The sequence below is a fragment of the Alloalcanivorax sp. C16-2 genome (assembly GCF_046507615.1).
GTDB lineage: Bacteria > Pseudomonadota > Gammaproteobacteria > Pseudomonadales > Alcanivoracaceae > Alloalcanivorax > Alloalcanivorax marinus_A.
In genome coordinates this window covers 1-13,429 of sequence record NZ_JBKFTL010000008.1, presented here as the reverse complement: position 1 = coordinate 13,429, position 13,429 = coordinate 1, and the positions used below count along the sequence as shown (strand labels likewise).

15 protein-coding genes are annotated in these 13,429 nt (G+C 66.2%); 8 read left to right on the top strand and 7 right to left on the bottom strand.

The features are described 5' to 3' along the window. Nucleotides 1–27: 27 nt before the first annotated feature. Complete coding sequence (locus ACLD02_RS19125; RefSeq protein WP_203105765.1) at nucleotides 28–873, bottom strand: EcsC family protein; 846 nt, start codon at nucleotides 871–873, stop codon at nucleotides 28–30. Between the two features lie 107 nt (nucleotides 874–980). On the opposite strand from ACLD02_RS19125, the gene ACLD02_RS19120 reads away from it, so the two are divergent. Beyond that, nucleotides 981–1,430 carry a tetratricopeptide repeat protein gene (locus ACLD02_RS19120; RefSeq protein WP_203105764.1) on the top strand — a complete coding sequence of 150 codons (450 nt, stop codon included), beginning with the start codon at nucleotides 981–983 and terminating at the stop codon, nucleotides 1,428–1,430. Then, complete coding sequence (gene ybaK, locus ACLD02_RS19115; RefSeq protein ID WP_203105763.1) at nucleotides 1,427–1,891, top strand: Cys-tRNA(Pro) deacylase; 465 nt, start codon at nucleotides 1,427–1,429, stop codon at nucleotides 1,889–1,891. The genes ACLD02_RS19120 and ybaK overlap by 4 nt, the downstream gene beginning before the upstream one ends. An 80-nt stretch (nucleotides 1,892–1,971) precedes the next feature. Here the strand turns inward: ybaK and hemL are convergent, their stop codons facing one another. The 4 genes from hemL to hemJ form a co-directional block, all read right to left on the bottom strand. Further along, a complete protein-coding gene (gene hemL / locus ACLD02_RS19110; protein ID WP_410299413.1) occupies nucleotides 1,972–3,258 on the bottom strand; it encodes a glutamate-1-semialdehyde 2,1-aminomutase in 1,287 nt (428 codons plus the stop codon). Between the two features lie 91 nt (nucleotides 3,259–3,349). After that, nucleotides 3,350–4,000 (bottom strand): thiamine phosphate synthase, encoded by a 651-nt coding sequence (gene thiE, locus ACLD02_RS19105; protein WP_410299412.1) that lies wholly within the window; start codon nucleotides 3,998–4,000, stop codon nucleotides 3,350–3,352. Beyond that, nucleotides 3,997–4,764 carry a hydroxymethylpyrimidine/phosphomethylpyrimidine kinase gene (locus ACLD02_RS19100; RefSeq protein ID WP_410299411.1) on the bottom strand — a complete coding sequence of 256 codons (768 nt, stop codon included), beginning with the start codon at nucleotides 4,762–4,764 and terminating at the stop codon, nucleotides 3,997–3,999. The genes thiE and ACLD02_RS19100 overlap by 4 nt, the downstream gene beginning before the upstream one ends. Nucleotides 4,765–4,786: 22 nt before the next feature. Beyond that, nucleotides 4,787–5,209, bottom strand: coding sequence for a protoporphyrinogen oxidase HemJ (gene hemJ, locus ACLD02_RS19095; RefSeq protein WP_410299410.1), 423 nt, complete (start codon nucleotides 5,207–5,209; stop codon nucleotides 4,787–4,789). A gap of 209 nt (nucleotides 5,210–5,418) precedes the next feature. Here hemJ and ACLD02_RS19090 point away from each other — a divergent pair, with 209 nt between their 5' ends. From ACLD02_RS19090 to ACLD02_RS19070, 5 genes are all read left to right on the top strand, one after another. After that, a complete protein-coding gene (locus ACLD02_RS19090; RefSeq protein WP_338015247.1) occupies nucleotides 5,419–6,804 on the top strand; it encodes a chloride channel protein in 1,386 nt (461 codons plus the stop codon). Between the two features lie 144 nt (nucleotides 6,805–6,948). Continuing rightward, a complete protein-coding gene (locus ACLD02_RS19085; protein ID WP_410299409.1) occupies nucleotides 6,949–7,674 on the top strand; it encodes a DUF6776 family protein in 726 nt (241 codons plus the stop codon). 50 nt (nucleotides 7,675–7,724) lie between these two features. Next, a complete protein-coding gene (locus tag ACLD02_RS19080) occupies nucleotides 7,725–8,162 on the top strand; it encodes a polymer-forming cytoskeletal protein (protein WP_338015246.1) in 438 nt (145 codons plus the stop codon). A gap of 52 nt (nucleotides 8,163–8,214) precedes the next feature. Further along, nucleotides 8,215–8,553 carry an iron-sulfur cluster insertion protein ErpA gene (gene erpA, locus ACLD02_RS19075; protein ID WP_203105758.1) on the top strand — a complete coding sequence of 113 codons (339 nt, stop codon included), beginning with the start codon at nucleotides 8,215–8,217 and terminating at the stop codon, nucleotides 8,551–8,553. A gap of 78 nt (nucleotides 8,554–8,631) precedes the next feature. Next, a complete protein-coding gene (locus ACLD02_RS19070) occupies nucleotides 8,632–9,165 on the top strand; it encodes a phosphatase PAP2 family protein (protein WP_238401164.1) in 534 nt (177 codons plus the stop codon). A 7-nt stretch (nucleotides 9,166–9,172) separates the two neighbouring features. Here the strand turns inward: ACLD02_RS19070 and ACLD02_RS19065 are convergent, their stop codons facing one another. Both ACLD02_RS19065 and ACLD02_RS19060 read right to left on the bottom strand, forming a co-directional pair. Then, nucleotides 9,173–10,288 (bottom strand): anhydro-N-acetylmuramic acid kinase, encoded by a 1,116-nt coding sequence (locus ACLD02_RS19065; protein ID WP_203105757.1) that lies wholly within the window; start codon nucleotides 10,286–10,288, stop codon nucleotides 9,173–9,175. After that, the gene (locus ACLD02_RS19060) at nucleotides 10,278–11,639 is read right to left on the bottom strand and encodes a peptidoglycan DD-metalloendopeptidase family protein (RefSeq protein ID WP_203105756.1); all 1,362 of its coding nucleotides are present in this window, start codon (nucleotides 11,637–11,639) and stop codon (nucleotides 10,278–10,280) included. The genes ACLD02_RS19065 and ACLD02_RS19060 overlap by 11 nt, the downstream gene beginning before the upstream one ends. A gap of 250 nt (nucleotides 11,640–11,889) precedes the next feature. Here ACLD02_RS19060 and tyrS point away from each other — a divergent pair, with 250 nt between their 5' ends. Beyond that, nucleotides 11,890–13,104 carry a tyrosine--tRNA ligase gene (tyrS, locus tag ACLD02_RS19055; RefSeq protein WP_203105755.1) on the top strand — a complete coding sequence of 405 codons (1,215 nt, stop codon included), beginning with the start codon at nucleotides 11,890–11,892 and terminating at the stop codon, nucleotides 13,102–13,104. Nucleotides 13,105–13,429: the final 325 nt, after the last annotated feature.

Genomic DNA, 13,429 nt, shown 5'->3' with positions numbered 1-13,429 from the left:
CCTACAACGGTGATCGTAGGAGCGGCTTCAGCCGCGATGCTGTTGGCGGGCCGCCTGTTTTTCGAATTCCGCGCGGATCGCCTCGGCGCCGTAGGTTCGCTCCAGGCGTTTGACGGTGAAATGGCCCAGGGCCATGTCCTGGTAGAAGTCCGTGAACAGCGCATTCAGGGTGGCACCGGTAGCGGCGCCGATGATCGGTACCGCCTGGGCCGCCACCTTGTTGGTGATCACCACGCCGAAGCGCTCCGCCACCTTTTCGATCAGGCGAGCCATCCACTTGCCCGTCTGGGTGGATGTCATCAGTCGGGCGCTCTGGCCGGCGCCCTGGCGGGCGGCGATCTCCGCCAACTCCCGGGACAACTGGTTCATGGCCTGGGTGGCGAAGCCGCGCGCCATGTAATAGCCGGTCTCCGCCGCGTCGTCCTGGTCCGTGGGGCCGCCCATGGCGAACACCTCCAGGCAGGCCGCCTTGGTATCCATGTCGCTAAGGTCGAAGCCCTCGGCCCGGGCCACGTCCGCCACGGCGCGCATCATCAGGGTGGTGGAAACCGGTAATTCGGCGAGCAGGGAAGTCAGGCCAAAGGCGCCGCCCACCGCCCCGGAGGCCGCCGCGTAGAGCTTGTGGCGCCGTGTCGAGGCGGCGGTGTGGGGGCGGTTCTCCAGGCTCCACAGGGCGGCGTCCACGGCCTTGCGCAGCGCCGTTTCCACGGCCTCGTTGATGCGCGCGGACGCGGCGGCGGGCAGCCGTCTCACCGCGCCCTCGATGGGCGAGCCGACCAGGTTGGATAGCCGGGCGGTGACGCTGGGCGCGGTCAGCAGGGCCACCGCCTTTTTCAGCGCCGCGTAATCCTCGGGATGGTCGCGAATTTCCATGGAATATCCGGTGTGCGGGTCGGATCACAACTGTAGCCGTGGCCAACGGCGAGGAAAAGCAGCAGAATTCCGCCCATTCCCGCGAACACAAAACGAGGACTGCAACGATGCCGCAAGGACCGGTTCGACTGATTTTCCTGGCCGCGCTGCTGGTCTCCGGCTGTTCGGTGATGCCGCCGGCCGAGGAGGCCCAGACGCCGGTGACCGCCGACACCGAACTGGCCGGCTCGCCGGCGCTGTCGCTGCTGGAGCGTGCTGACCAGGCCCGTGATCAGGGGCGTATGGCCGCCGCCGGCCGCTATCTGGAACGGGCGTTGACCATGGCTCCCAACTCTTCCTGGCTGTACCGGGAGCTGGCGTTGCTGCGCCTGGAGGAGGGTGATCCCGCCGGCGCCGAGGGGCTGGCCCGGCGTGCCCTGCGCCTGGCGCCGGACAACGATGCCTACCGGGCCGATCTCTGGGAACTGGTGGCCGCGGCGCGCGCCGAGCAGGGTGATCCGGACGGCGCCGATGCCGCCCGCAAGCGGGCTGAAAGCCTGCGTAGGGATCGCGCATGACGCCGGCGGTGAAGGTCGCCGAGAGAGCCGGCGTCGACTTTCATCTGCACGCCTATGAGCACGATCCCCAGGCGGAAAGCTATGGCCGCGAAGCGGCGGAGGCCCTGGGGCTGGCTCCGGAACGCGTGTTCAAGACACTGCTGGCGGAGGTGGATGGCAAGGTTCAGGTGGCCATGGTGCCGGTGGACCACAGCCTCGATCTCAAGGCTCTGGCGCGGGCGGCGGGCGGTAAGAAGGCGGCCATGGTGGACGGCCCGAGGGCGGAGCGGCTCACCGGCTATGTGCTCGGTGGGATCAGCCCGCTGGGACAGAAAAAGCGTCTGCCCCTGTGGCTGGATGACAGCGCCGACCAGCAGCCGAGCCTGTACATGAGCGCCGGCCGGCGCGGGCTGGAAATCGAGATGGCGCCGGCGGATCTGCTGGCCTTGACCGGCGGTCGGCTGGCGCCGCTGGCGCGCTGATCGGGTAGCGCGGCTGAAGCCGCTGTAAAAATACCGTGGGAGCGGCTTCAGCCGCGATACCCTCTACAGCGTGGTGAAGGTTATAGCGCCGCGAAGGCGCCGCGCGCCGCCTCCAGGGTGGCATCAATGTGCTCGTCACCGTGGGCGATGGACACGAAGCCGGCTTCGAAAGCACTGGGCGCCAGGTACACGCCGCGATCCAGCATGGCGTTGAAGAAGGCGCCGAAGCGGGCCTGGTCGCAGGCCATCACTTCGTCGAACCGGGTGATCCGGGTTTGCTCGGTGAAGTACAGACCGAACATGCCGCCCGCCCGGGTGGTGTGGAAGGCGATGCCCGCTTCCCGGGCCAGGGTGGCCATGCCCTCGGTGAGTTTCTCGGTCTTGGCGGCCAGTTCCTCGTGGAAACCCTCGCGGCGCAGTTGCTGGAGAGTGGCCAGGCCGGCGGCCATGGCCACCGGGTTACCGGACAGCGTGCCGGCCTGGTAGACCGGGCCCAGCGGTGACAGGTGCTCCATGATCGCCTTCTTGCCCCCCAGGGCGCCCACCGGCATGCCGCCGCCGATGATCTTGCCCAGGGTGGTCAGGTCCGGGGTCACGCCATAGAGCGCCTGGGCACCGCCCAGGGCCACCCGGAAGCCGGTCATCACCTCGTCGAAGATCAGTACCGCGCCGTGTTCGTCGCAATACTTGCGCAGCGCTTCCAGGAAGCCCTGGGTGGGAGGCACGCAGTTCATGTTGCCGGCCACCGGCTCAACGATCACGGCGGCGATCTCATCGCCCCGGGCCTTGAACACTTCCTCCAGGCCGCCGGCGTCGTTGTAATTGAGCGTCAGGGTGTCGTCGGTGACCGCCTTGGGCACGCCGGGGGAACTGGGGGTGCCCAGGGTCAGGGCGCCGGAGCCGGCCTTTACCAGCAGGCTGTCCACATGGCCGTGGTAGCAGCCTTCGAATTTGATGATCTTGTCGCGGCCGGTGTAACCGCGCGCCAGGCGGATGGCGCTCATGGTCGCCTCGGTGCCGGAGTTGACCATGCGCACCATGTCCATGGAGGGCACCAGCTCACAGACCAGATCCGCCATGTCCACCTCGGCGGCGGTGGGCGCGCCGAAGCTGAGGCCGTCGGCCGCCGCTTTCTGAACCGCCTCTCGCACCGCCTCGTTGTTGTGGCCCAGGATCATCGGGCCCCAGGAACCCACGTAGTCCACGTAGCGGTTGTCGTCCTCGTCATAAAGCCAGGGGCCCTCCGCGCGGTGGAAGAACACCGGCGTGCCGCCCACGCCCTTGAAGGCGCGCACCGGGGAGTTCACACCCCCTGGAATATGCTGCTGGGCGCGACGGAACAACTGCTCGGAATGCGTGCGACTCATTGGGACTCCTTGGAAGATAAACGGGCCTTAGTCTACTCCCTGCCCGAAATTCTGTCAGACGGACATGGCACTTTTCCTACCGGCGTGGGTATTAACGGTGCGCGAACAGGCCGGCCAGGCGGCGGGCGGCGGCTTCCACGGCGGCGGCGTCCGGGGCGCCGAACAAGCCATGGATCACCGCTACCGCGTCGGCGCCGGCCTCGATCAGGGAGGCGGCGTTATCGGCGTTGATACCGCCGATGGCCACCAGGGGCTGGCGGAAGCGGCGCCGGGCCTCGCGCAGGGTATCCAGGTCCGCCGGAGGCGCCTGGGGTTTGGTGCGCGACGGGAAAAAACGACCCAGGGCCAGATAGTCGGCGCCTTCTTCGGCGGCTTGCCGGGCCAGCTCCAGGCTGCCGTGACAGGACACGCCGATCAGCTTGCCGCTACCCAGCATGGTGCGGGCGGCGTCGATGCGCCCGTCGCTTTGGCCGAGGTGCACGCCGTCGGCTTCCACCTCGGCGGCCAGGGCCGGGTCGTCATTGACGATGAACAGGGCGCCGTATTCCTGGCACAGCAGCGCCAGGCGGGCGGCGCGGTGACGGCGGGTGGCGGTGTCGGCGTGCTTGTCGCGGTACTGCAGCATGGCGGCACCGCCGCGCAGGGCGGCGGCGCCGGCGTCCAGCACCCGTTCGCCGGGGCACAGATCCGGGTCGGTGACCGCGTACAGGCCGCGCACGCGGTGGGTTTCGGGAGCGCTCATGGCTGGAACCTCCGGTCGGGAACGAACTGGCCGCCGCCGGGCCGCCAGGCATCACGCAGGCCCTGGTGGAGCCACGCCTGGGCGGTGCCGGTGGCGTCGTCGAGGGCGTCGCCCCGGGCCAGTCGGGTGGCCAGGGCGGAAGCCAGGGTGCAGCCGGAGCCGTGGTAGACCTCCGGCAGGCGTGGCCAGTCCCAATGGTGGCGGCGTTCGCCGTGGAACAGATGATTGCTGACCTGGTCGGTATCGTCGTGGGTGCCGGTGACCAGCACCGCGCGCCCGGTGCGCGCGGCCAGAGCCGTGCCGGCGGCGTCCACCCCGCTTTCGCCGCTGAGCTTCTCCGCCTCCGGCAGGTTGGGAGTGAGCACCGTGGTCAGCGGCGCCAGGCGGTTAAGCATGGTCTCGGCGAGATCTCCCTGGGACAGGCTGCCGCCGGCTTCGGCGGCGAGCACCGGATCCAGCACCACCGGCACGCCCGGCAGACGCGCCAGTAGCCGGGCTATCCATTCCACCATTGCCACCGAGCCGGTCATGCCGATCTTCACCGCCTGGTAATGGTAGTCGGCGAGCAGGGCATCGGCCTGGCGTTCCAGCAACTCGATGGGGGTAAGCTGGAAGCCGGTGACGTTGCGGCTGTTTTGCACCGTGAGGGCGGTGATCAGGGTGCTGGCGAAGCCACCCAGGGCGTGGATCGCTTCGATGTCGGCGTGAATGCCGGCACCCCCGGAGGGGTCGTGGCCGGCGATCACCAGAATATTGGGTTTCATCATGGGCTCCCGTGGTCGCCGTTCAGAAAGGGCGCACCACCACCAGGATAACAATGGCGATCAGCAACAACACCGGGATTTCGTTGAACAGCCGGTAGAACTTGTGGCTCTTGGTGTTGGCGTCGGCGGCGAACTTCTTCAAGTAGGCCAGGCACACGTGGTGGTAGCCGATCAGCAACACCACCAGCGCCAGCTTGGCGTGCATCCAGCCCTGGGTCTTGTAGTAGTCCCAGCGCAGCACCAGCATCCACGCGCCCAGCAGCACGGTGGCGATCATGGACGGGTTCATGATGCCCCGGTAGAGCTTGCGTTCCATGATCTTGAAGCGATCCCGGCTGGTCTGGTCCTCGGCCATGGCGTGATAAACGAACAGCCGGGGCAGGTAGAAGATGCCGGCGAACCAGCAGATCACGGCGATAATGTGGAAGGCCTTCAGCCACAGCATAGGGAGCGTCTCCGACGAACGCCGGCGCTACCGGCGTAGAGGTTGCTTACAAGTTGATCGGGGCGCGGCATTGGAGTGTTGCCGCTTCGGGGGGCTATACTAAAGCTGTCCGTAAATGATCCCAACATTCTTTCCTGCCCGGTCGCCCGCGCGGCGATCTCGCAAGCGCGGCCCCACCGAGCCGCCCGACCCGAACAAAGAGGAGTGCCGTGAACAAGCCAAAGCGCGCCAGCCGTCTGCTGCGATACTACCTGTTTCGCACCCGGCGTCTGACACGCAGGCAGCTCGGCACCCTGGAAGACTGGAAAATGCGGGTGGTGTTCTGGATCGGCGCCCTGCTGGTGGGGCTGGTCACGGTGGGGTTCGCCTGGGTGGCGGAGTATTGCGCCAGCCTGTTCTTTCAGATGCAGCAGCGCTCCGCGCTGCTGCCGATTCTGGTCACGCCGTTGGGCATGCTGCTGGTGGTGGCGCTGATGCGCCGCACCGGGCCGGAGTCCCAGGGCAGTGGTATCCCCCAGGTGCTGGTGGTCCTTAAGCAGCGTTATCACTGGTTGCGTCCCACCTTTCTTTCCTTTCGCGTGATCATGATGAAATTCGCGCTGACCTGCATGGGCCTGCTGTGTGGCGCCAGCATCGGGCGCGAAGGGCCGAGCGTGCACATGGGCGCTGCGATGATGTATTCGGTGGGCCGGATCGGGCGGCTGCAGCAAAAGTACGTGGATACCTCTCTGATCGTCGCCGGCGGTGCCGCCGGCGTGTCGGCGGCGTTCAACGCACCGCTGGCGGGGATCGTGTTCGCCATCGAGGAACTGGCCGGCTCCTTCGAGCAACGCAGCAGCGGTACTCTGATTCTGGCAATTATCCTGTCCGGCGTGGTTGTGCTGGCGATCGCCGGCCACTACAGCTTCTTCGGCCACCCCGAGGGGACCCTGGACATCACCCGCGACTGGCTGGCCGTTGGCGTCACCGCGGTGGTGTGCGGCCTTCTGGGCGGCGCCTTCAGCCGCATGCTGATCGCCGGCAGCCGCTTCCTGTCACCGTACGCGCGCCAGCATCCCTACCGGGTGGTGCTGTTGTGCGCCCTGGTGGTGGTGTTTCTCGGCCTGGTCACCGGGGGCGCCACCTACGGAAGCGGTTATGAACAGGCGCGCCACCTGCTGGCCGGCGAGACCCAGGGCGACTGGACCTTCCCGCTGGCCAAGATGGCCGCCACCCTGGTGTCCTACTTCACCGGGATTCCCGGTGGTCTGTTCTCCCCCAGCCTGGCGGCCGGCGCCGGTGTCGGCAATGTGATTGGCGGGCTGTTCCCGGGGATTTCCGTGGTCGGGCTCACCCTGGTCGCCATGGCCGCCTTCCTGGCGGCGGTGATTCAGCGTCCGATCACTTCCTTCGTGATCGTCATGGAGCTCACCGGTAACCGCCACGATATCCTCCTGCCGTTGATGGCGGGGGCTTTCATGGCGGCGGGTATCTCCAAGATCGTCTGGCTGCGCCCGCTCTATGACTCCCTGGCGGAGCGGCTTCAGGAAGGCGAGGGCATGGCCCTGGACCGCGCCCGGGTGGTGGGTACTGAGGGCGGCGAGGAAAAACGCTGAGTTGCCGCCCCCGTCGACGGTGCCTATCATTCGGGTTTTCCCGAATGAAGCTTTGATGGAGTTCCTGTCTATGGCCCAGCCGACAAGGCTCGCGGAGTGGACGATGGCCGTGATCGGCCCGGTCCTCGGCGGGGCCGGCCACTGATGGCGCGCCGCGACCGTCCCCGTGCCGGCGTGGACGACGTGGTGCTGATGCCGGTGAGCCCGTCCCGGCGGCGGCGCCGGCTGGCGCTGGCCACGGTGCTGGCGGTGCTGGCGGTACTGATCGCCTTCGGCGCCGGTATCTGGCTGGCGCGGGGCGGTGCACTGGACCAGGACCGCCGCAACCAGGAGTTGCGCACCGACCTTCAGCAGGCCCGCGACCGGCTGGCCAGCGCCCGCCATGATCTCGCCCGGTTCCGGGCCGACGCCCAGGTTTCCGATCAGGCCGGCGAGCAGTTGCGTCAGGAAATCCGCGGGTTGCGTGATCAGATGGCGGAACTGGAAGAAGCGGTGGCGTTCTACAAGAACGTGATGTCCCCGGGCACCGTCGACCAGCCCCTGCAGGTGCAGAAGTTCGAGGTGGTGCCGGCTGACGGTGAGCGCCGCTTCCGCTATCGGCTGATTCTGGTTCAGGCCGGCGACAATCGTGGCTATTTGTCGGGCCGGGTGAGCCTGAGGCTCAAGGGCACCCAAGACGGGGAGGCGGTGACCGTGGAGGCCGACGATCTGCTCGACGAGAGCAGCGATTTGCGCTTCAGGTTCCGTTATTTCCAGGAGCTTTCCGGTACCTTGACGGTGCCGGAAGCGCTGCAGGTGAGCGCGCTGGAGATGACCGCGCGCGCCACCGGTGGCCGGCGGGGCGAAGTCACCCAGAGCCTGCCATGGTGATGGGCTGGTTCCGCCCTCAGCGAAACCGACCGACAAGCAGGAGAGAGCAGGTGAGGCGAGACAAAAAAAACGCGGGTGGTCAGAATTTCCGTGACCACACCCTGATCGCCCCCAGTGCCCGCGTCGTGGGGGACATTGAGTTCAACGGCGGCTTGCACATCCAGGGGGAAGTGGACGGCAACATCACCGTCGGCGAACAAGGGGGGCAGTTGGTGATTGGTGAGAGTGGCGTGGTGCGTGGCGAAATCCGCGTGCCCCGGATCACCATCAATGGCCGGGTGGAGGGCGACGTCAACGCCACCGAGCACCTGGAACTGGCCGACAAGGCCCAGGTCGAGGGCAATGTTTTCTACGTGATGATCGAGATGCTCATGGGTGCCCGGGTCAACGGCAAGCTGGTGCGCCTGGATGAAGAGCGGCGCAACCTGCCGGCACCGGAAAAATCCGGGGCCGCCGATGGTGACCGTGTCTCGCCGGAGAATTCTTGACTGTAACACTCGGGTATTGGACCATGAGCGGGTGATAGCATTTCAGGCCGACATGAGCGATTCCAGTCCCATCATTCTGACCGAACGGGCCGCCGCCAAGGTGCGCGAGCTCCGTGACGACGAAGGCAACCCCGACCTCAAGCTGCGGGTGTACATCACCGGTGGCGGCTGCGCGGGGTTTTCCTATGGGTTCACCTTTGACGAGGCCGTCAACGAGGATGACACCGCCGTCGATCGCGAGGGCGTGACCCTGCTGGTGGACGCCATGAGCATCCAGTACCTGGACGGCTCCGAGGTGGACTACGAGCAGGGGCTGATGGGGTCCCGATTCATCGTCAACAACCCCAACGCCGCCACCACCTGTGGCTGTGGTTCCTCCTTCTCGGTATGATCGGGGGAACCGTCGCCGTCATCTAACGGTCATCAAAGTATCAGAGGATTGTCGTCAACGGCACGGAAGCTGGAGGACATGATGATACAGCGACCTTCACTACAGAGAATGACCGCCGCCGATACCCGCGCCATCTGCTGGTTATTGCGGCAGCCCCGGGCGGCGCATCGCGCGCAACTGGCCCGTGGTATCTCCCGGCTCGGCGACGGCCCCTTCTACGTATTTCTGATTCTCGTCATCTGGTTGCTTGATCGCGCCCACGGCGCCCAGTTCGCGCTGGCGGCGGTGATCGCCTACGGTCTTGAAGTGCCGGCCTTCATGGCGCTCAAGAATCTCATCAAGCGGCCCCGACCGGCGGACATGGACGATTCCCTGTGCGTGTTTCTGCAGCCGGCGGACCGTTTCAGCTTCCCCTCCGGCCACACCGCGGCGGCCTTCGTGATGGCGACGCTTATGGGGGTATTCTATCCGGTGGCGGCCACTCTGGCTTTGGCGTTCGCCATGCTGGTGGGGTTGTCCCGGGTCTTGCTGGGCGTGCATTACCCATCCGACATCGGCGCCGGTGCTTTGCTTGGCGCGGTCTGCGCCCTGGCGGGCACGCTGTTCGTCTAGAAGCCGCTTAATCCGGCACGGTCAGCCGTCCCAGCACCGCCGGACGACGGGCGCCGGTTACCGCCGGCGCGTTGCCGGGCACCCGCTCCCACCAGGCCCAGGCCAGCCAGGCGAACGCCGCCGCCTCCACCCGGTCCGGCGCCAATCCGGCCACTTCGGTGCTTTCCGCGTCGATGCCCAGCCGCCGCGACAGGCGCTTCATCAGGTCCTGGTTATGGGCGCCGCCACCGCACACCAGCAGTCGTTGAGGGGCGAAGCCAGCCAGGGCGTCGGCCACGCCGCGGGCGGTAAGTTCCGCCAGGGTGGCTTGCACGTCCCGGGGTGCCATGGTGTGGTTCAGGAAAGGGGCCAGCCAGTCCGGATGGAAATACTCCCGACCGGTGCTCTTTGGTGGCGGCAACTGGAAGTAGGAATCCGCCAGCAGGGCGTCGAGCAGGTCGGGAAGCACCCGCCCTCCGGCGGCCCAGGCGCCGTTCCGGTCGAAGGCGCCGCCCTGGTGGCGCTGGTGCCAGAGGTCCAGCAGGGTATTGGCGGGGCCGGTGTCGAACCCGCCGGTCAGCGTGCCACGGTCGAGCAGGCTCACATTGGCGATGCCACCCAGGTTGAGCACCGCCACGCGGCGCGCCGGATCAGCGAACAGGTGCTCGTGGAAGCGAGGCGCCAGCGGCGCGCCCTGGCCACCGAGCACCATATCCTTGTTGCGGAAATCATGAATCACCGGGATGCCGGTGGCGGTGGCCAGGGTGTCCGGGCAGCCCAACTGCAGACTGAAGCCGTCCTCTCCGCCGGGCCGGTGGCGCACGGTCTGCCCGTGGCAGCCGATGGCCGTGACCCGGTCCGCGCTGATGGCGGCGCTGTCCAGCAACGCGGTCACGGCTTCGGCGTAAATCCGCCCAAGGGCGCGGTGGCAGGGCCCGGCGCGATCGATCTCGTCGGCGCCGGGGCGGGTCAGGCTCGACAGGCTGTCGCGAAGGGGGGCGGGCAGGGCGCGGCTATCGGTGGCCAGCAGTTCCACCCGTCGGTGGCCGAAGCGAGCCAGAACGGCGTCCACGCCGTCCAGGCTTGTGCCGGTCATCAGGCCGGCGAATAACCTTCCGGAGGACAACGCTCCCTCAGAGGACATTGCTGCTGGCCAGAGTGGCGGCCTCGGCGAACAGGGTCATCTGAGCTTCCATCCGTTTCGCCTGGACCAGGAACTGGGGTTTCTCGTTGTCGGACACGCTCTGCGCCTTGGGCAGAGGCACGGTTTGCGGGTTGCGGTGCACCCCGTCGACCCGGAACTCATAGTGCAGATGGGGGCCGGTGGCCAGGCCGGACATGCCCACATAGCCAATGGTCTGGTTCTGGTTGACGCGGCTGCCGACGCGGATGCCCCGGGCGAAGCCGCGCATGTGCGCGTACAGCGTGGTATAGCGTTGGCCGTGCTTGAGGATCAAAACATTGCCGTAGCCACCCTTGACCCCGGCGAAGATCACCTTGCCCTTGCCGGCGGCTTTGATCGGCGTGCCGCTCGGGGCCGCGTAATCAATGCCCCGGTGGGCGCGCACCTTGTTGAGGATCGGGTGCTTGCGGCCCAGATTGAAGCGCGAACTGATGCGCGAGAAGGCCACCGGGGTACGGATGAATTCCTTGCGCATGGAGCGTCCTTCGCTGTCGAAGTAGTCGGCGTCGCCGGACCGGGTTTCGAAGCGGTAGGCGGTCAGGTGCCGGCCCTGGGTCCAGAACTCCGCCGCCAGGATGTTGCCGGTGCCGACCTTCTCACCGTCCAGGTAGAGTTCCTCGTACAGGACGCGGAAGCGGTCACCATTGCGGATATCGAGCACGAAATCGATGTCCCAGCCAAAAATGTTGGCCAGTTGCATGGTCAGGTTGTCGCTCATGCCGGCGGCGTGCCCGGCCAGGAACAGGGAATTGTCGATGGTCGCCTCGGCGAAGCGGACACGGCGCTGATACTCGCGGGTCTCGCTTTGCACTTGCCAGCGGCCATCGTCGCCCAGGGTGGCCTTGACGGTCTGTATGCGGGTCGGGTGGTAGCGCAGGGCGTTGAGTTCGCCGTCGTCGTCCAGGGTAATGCCGAGGGTCTCCCCGGGGCGGATACGGGCCAGCGCAGCCAGTCGTTCGTCGCCGGTCACCAGCCGGTGTACCTGGGCCGCCGTGACGCCATGTTCCTGCAGCAGGGCGGAAAGGGTGTCACCGGATTGTACTTCCAGTTCTATCCACTCGGGCTCCGGGGGAGCCGGGGCCGGCCGCGGGCGTGCCGGTTGAGTGGTCGCCACCGGGCTTGCGGCCCCGGTCGCGGGGGCGGTGCCGGGTTTCGGCAGGGTCAGGGCTTGTTTGCGTTCCGGATGGCTTTCGCCGGATTCCGGACTCAGCGCCATGGCGACCACGGTGATGGCCAGAGCGGCGGAAAGGGCGAGATGCAAACGGGGAAATCGGCGCACCATGCGGCCGAGGGCGGAAAAATTCATGCTCATCTGGTCGCTACACTCTGAGGTGGCCGCCTGGGGCATTGATGGCGGGCCTCCGGTTGTACGGGATGGGGAGGTCCCTTGAATTGCAGCAAAGATACCCGCCTTCTACCGGCGCCTTCAAGTGCTACAATAGCCAGCTTTTCCGGGCCTCGCGGTCCCGGCGGATGCCTGGTGTGACCGCCGCGGGGTGGTCGGGTTCCCTGTCAGTCAGTCTGGCGGCGCCGCGCGGTGCGCCCCATGAATCGAGGTGGTAATGGTCAAGCTGGAAGATCGAGAGGTGGAAGAACAAATGGCGCTGCTGTCACGCGGCGCCGATGAAATCATCCAGGAAGACGAGCTGCGCGAGCGCATCGCCAGTGGTCGCCCGCTGCGGGTCAAGGCCGGGTTCGACCCCACCGCGCCGGATCTCCACCTTGGGCATACGGTGCTGATCAACAAGCTGCGCCAGTTCCAGGAACTCGGCCACCATGTCATGTTCCTGATCGGCGACTTCACCGGCATGATCGGTGACCCCACGGGCAAGAGTGCCACCCGGCCGGCACTGACGCCGGAGGAGATCGAGCGCAATGCCGAGACCTACAAGGAACAGGTGTTCAAGATTCTCGACCCGGAGAAGACCGAGGTGGTGTTCAATTCCACCTGGATGAACCAGGTTGGCGCCGCCGGCATGATCAAGCTGGCCGGCCAGTACACCGTGGCGCGCATGCTGGAACGGGATGACTTCGACAAGCGCTACCGGGCCAACCAGTCCATCGCCATTCATGAGTTCCTCTATCCGCTGGTCCAGGGCTACGACTCCGTGGCCATGAAAGCGGACGTGGAGCTGGGCGGCACCGACCAGAAGTTCAACCTGCTGATGGGGCGTACCCTGCAGAAGGCCCACGGCCAGGCGCCGCAGATCTGTCTGACCATGCCGATCCTGGAAGGCCTGGATGGCGTCCAGAAAATGTCCAAGTCGCTGAAGAACTACGTGGGCGTCAACGACGCGCCGGGGGAGATGTACCGTAAGCTGCTGTCGATCCCGGATGATCTGACCTGGCGTTATTACGAACTGCTCAGCGGGCTTTCCAACGAGGCTTTGGCGGAGCGCAAGGCCGAAGCCGGGCGGCTCGGCAGTCCCCAGGAGGCGAAGAAGGCGTTCGCTCTAGAAATGGTGACCCGCTTCCATGGCGAGGAGGCGGCTCGCTCCGCGCCGTCCTCCGCTGGCAACCTCACTGCTCTGGGAGATATCCCCGACAACGTGCCGGAAGTGGAGGTGGTCCTGGAGGAAGGTGACGACATTCACGTGGTGCCGCTGCTGCGACTCGCCGGCCTGGCCCAGAATGGCAAGGCCGCCAAGGATGTGTTCGGTCGGGGCGCCGTTTATGTGGACGGCCAGCAGCTCACCGAAGAGCGAACCTTTGCCCGGGGCGAGAGCCCGGTGATCCAGGCGGGCAAAAAGAAGATCGCGCGGGTAATTATTAAGTAAATCAATAGGTTGTGCGTATTTCTCGCCGCCGGAAGGCGGCAGCGACTGGGTGAAAACTGAGCGACCGGAAAGAATTTCCAGAAAAGCGGGAAAAAAGGTTTGACAGGTACGGCCCGATCCGTAGAATGCGCACTCCTCGACGGGGCAACGACGCAAGACGCCGAACGCTCCGCGGCTCTTTAACAATCAGGCAAGCAAACGTGTGGGACCTGTTCGAAGTAGGTGTCTAAAAAGATATCGGCTTTGAGCAAGTCAACCTAGTTGAATTTGTTTCGAGCTGAGCATGCTTTAAGTGCGAAGGCACTTTAAAGACTTAATCGAACTG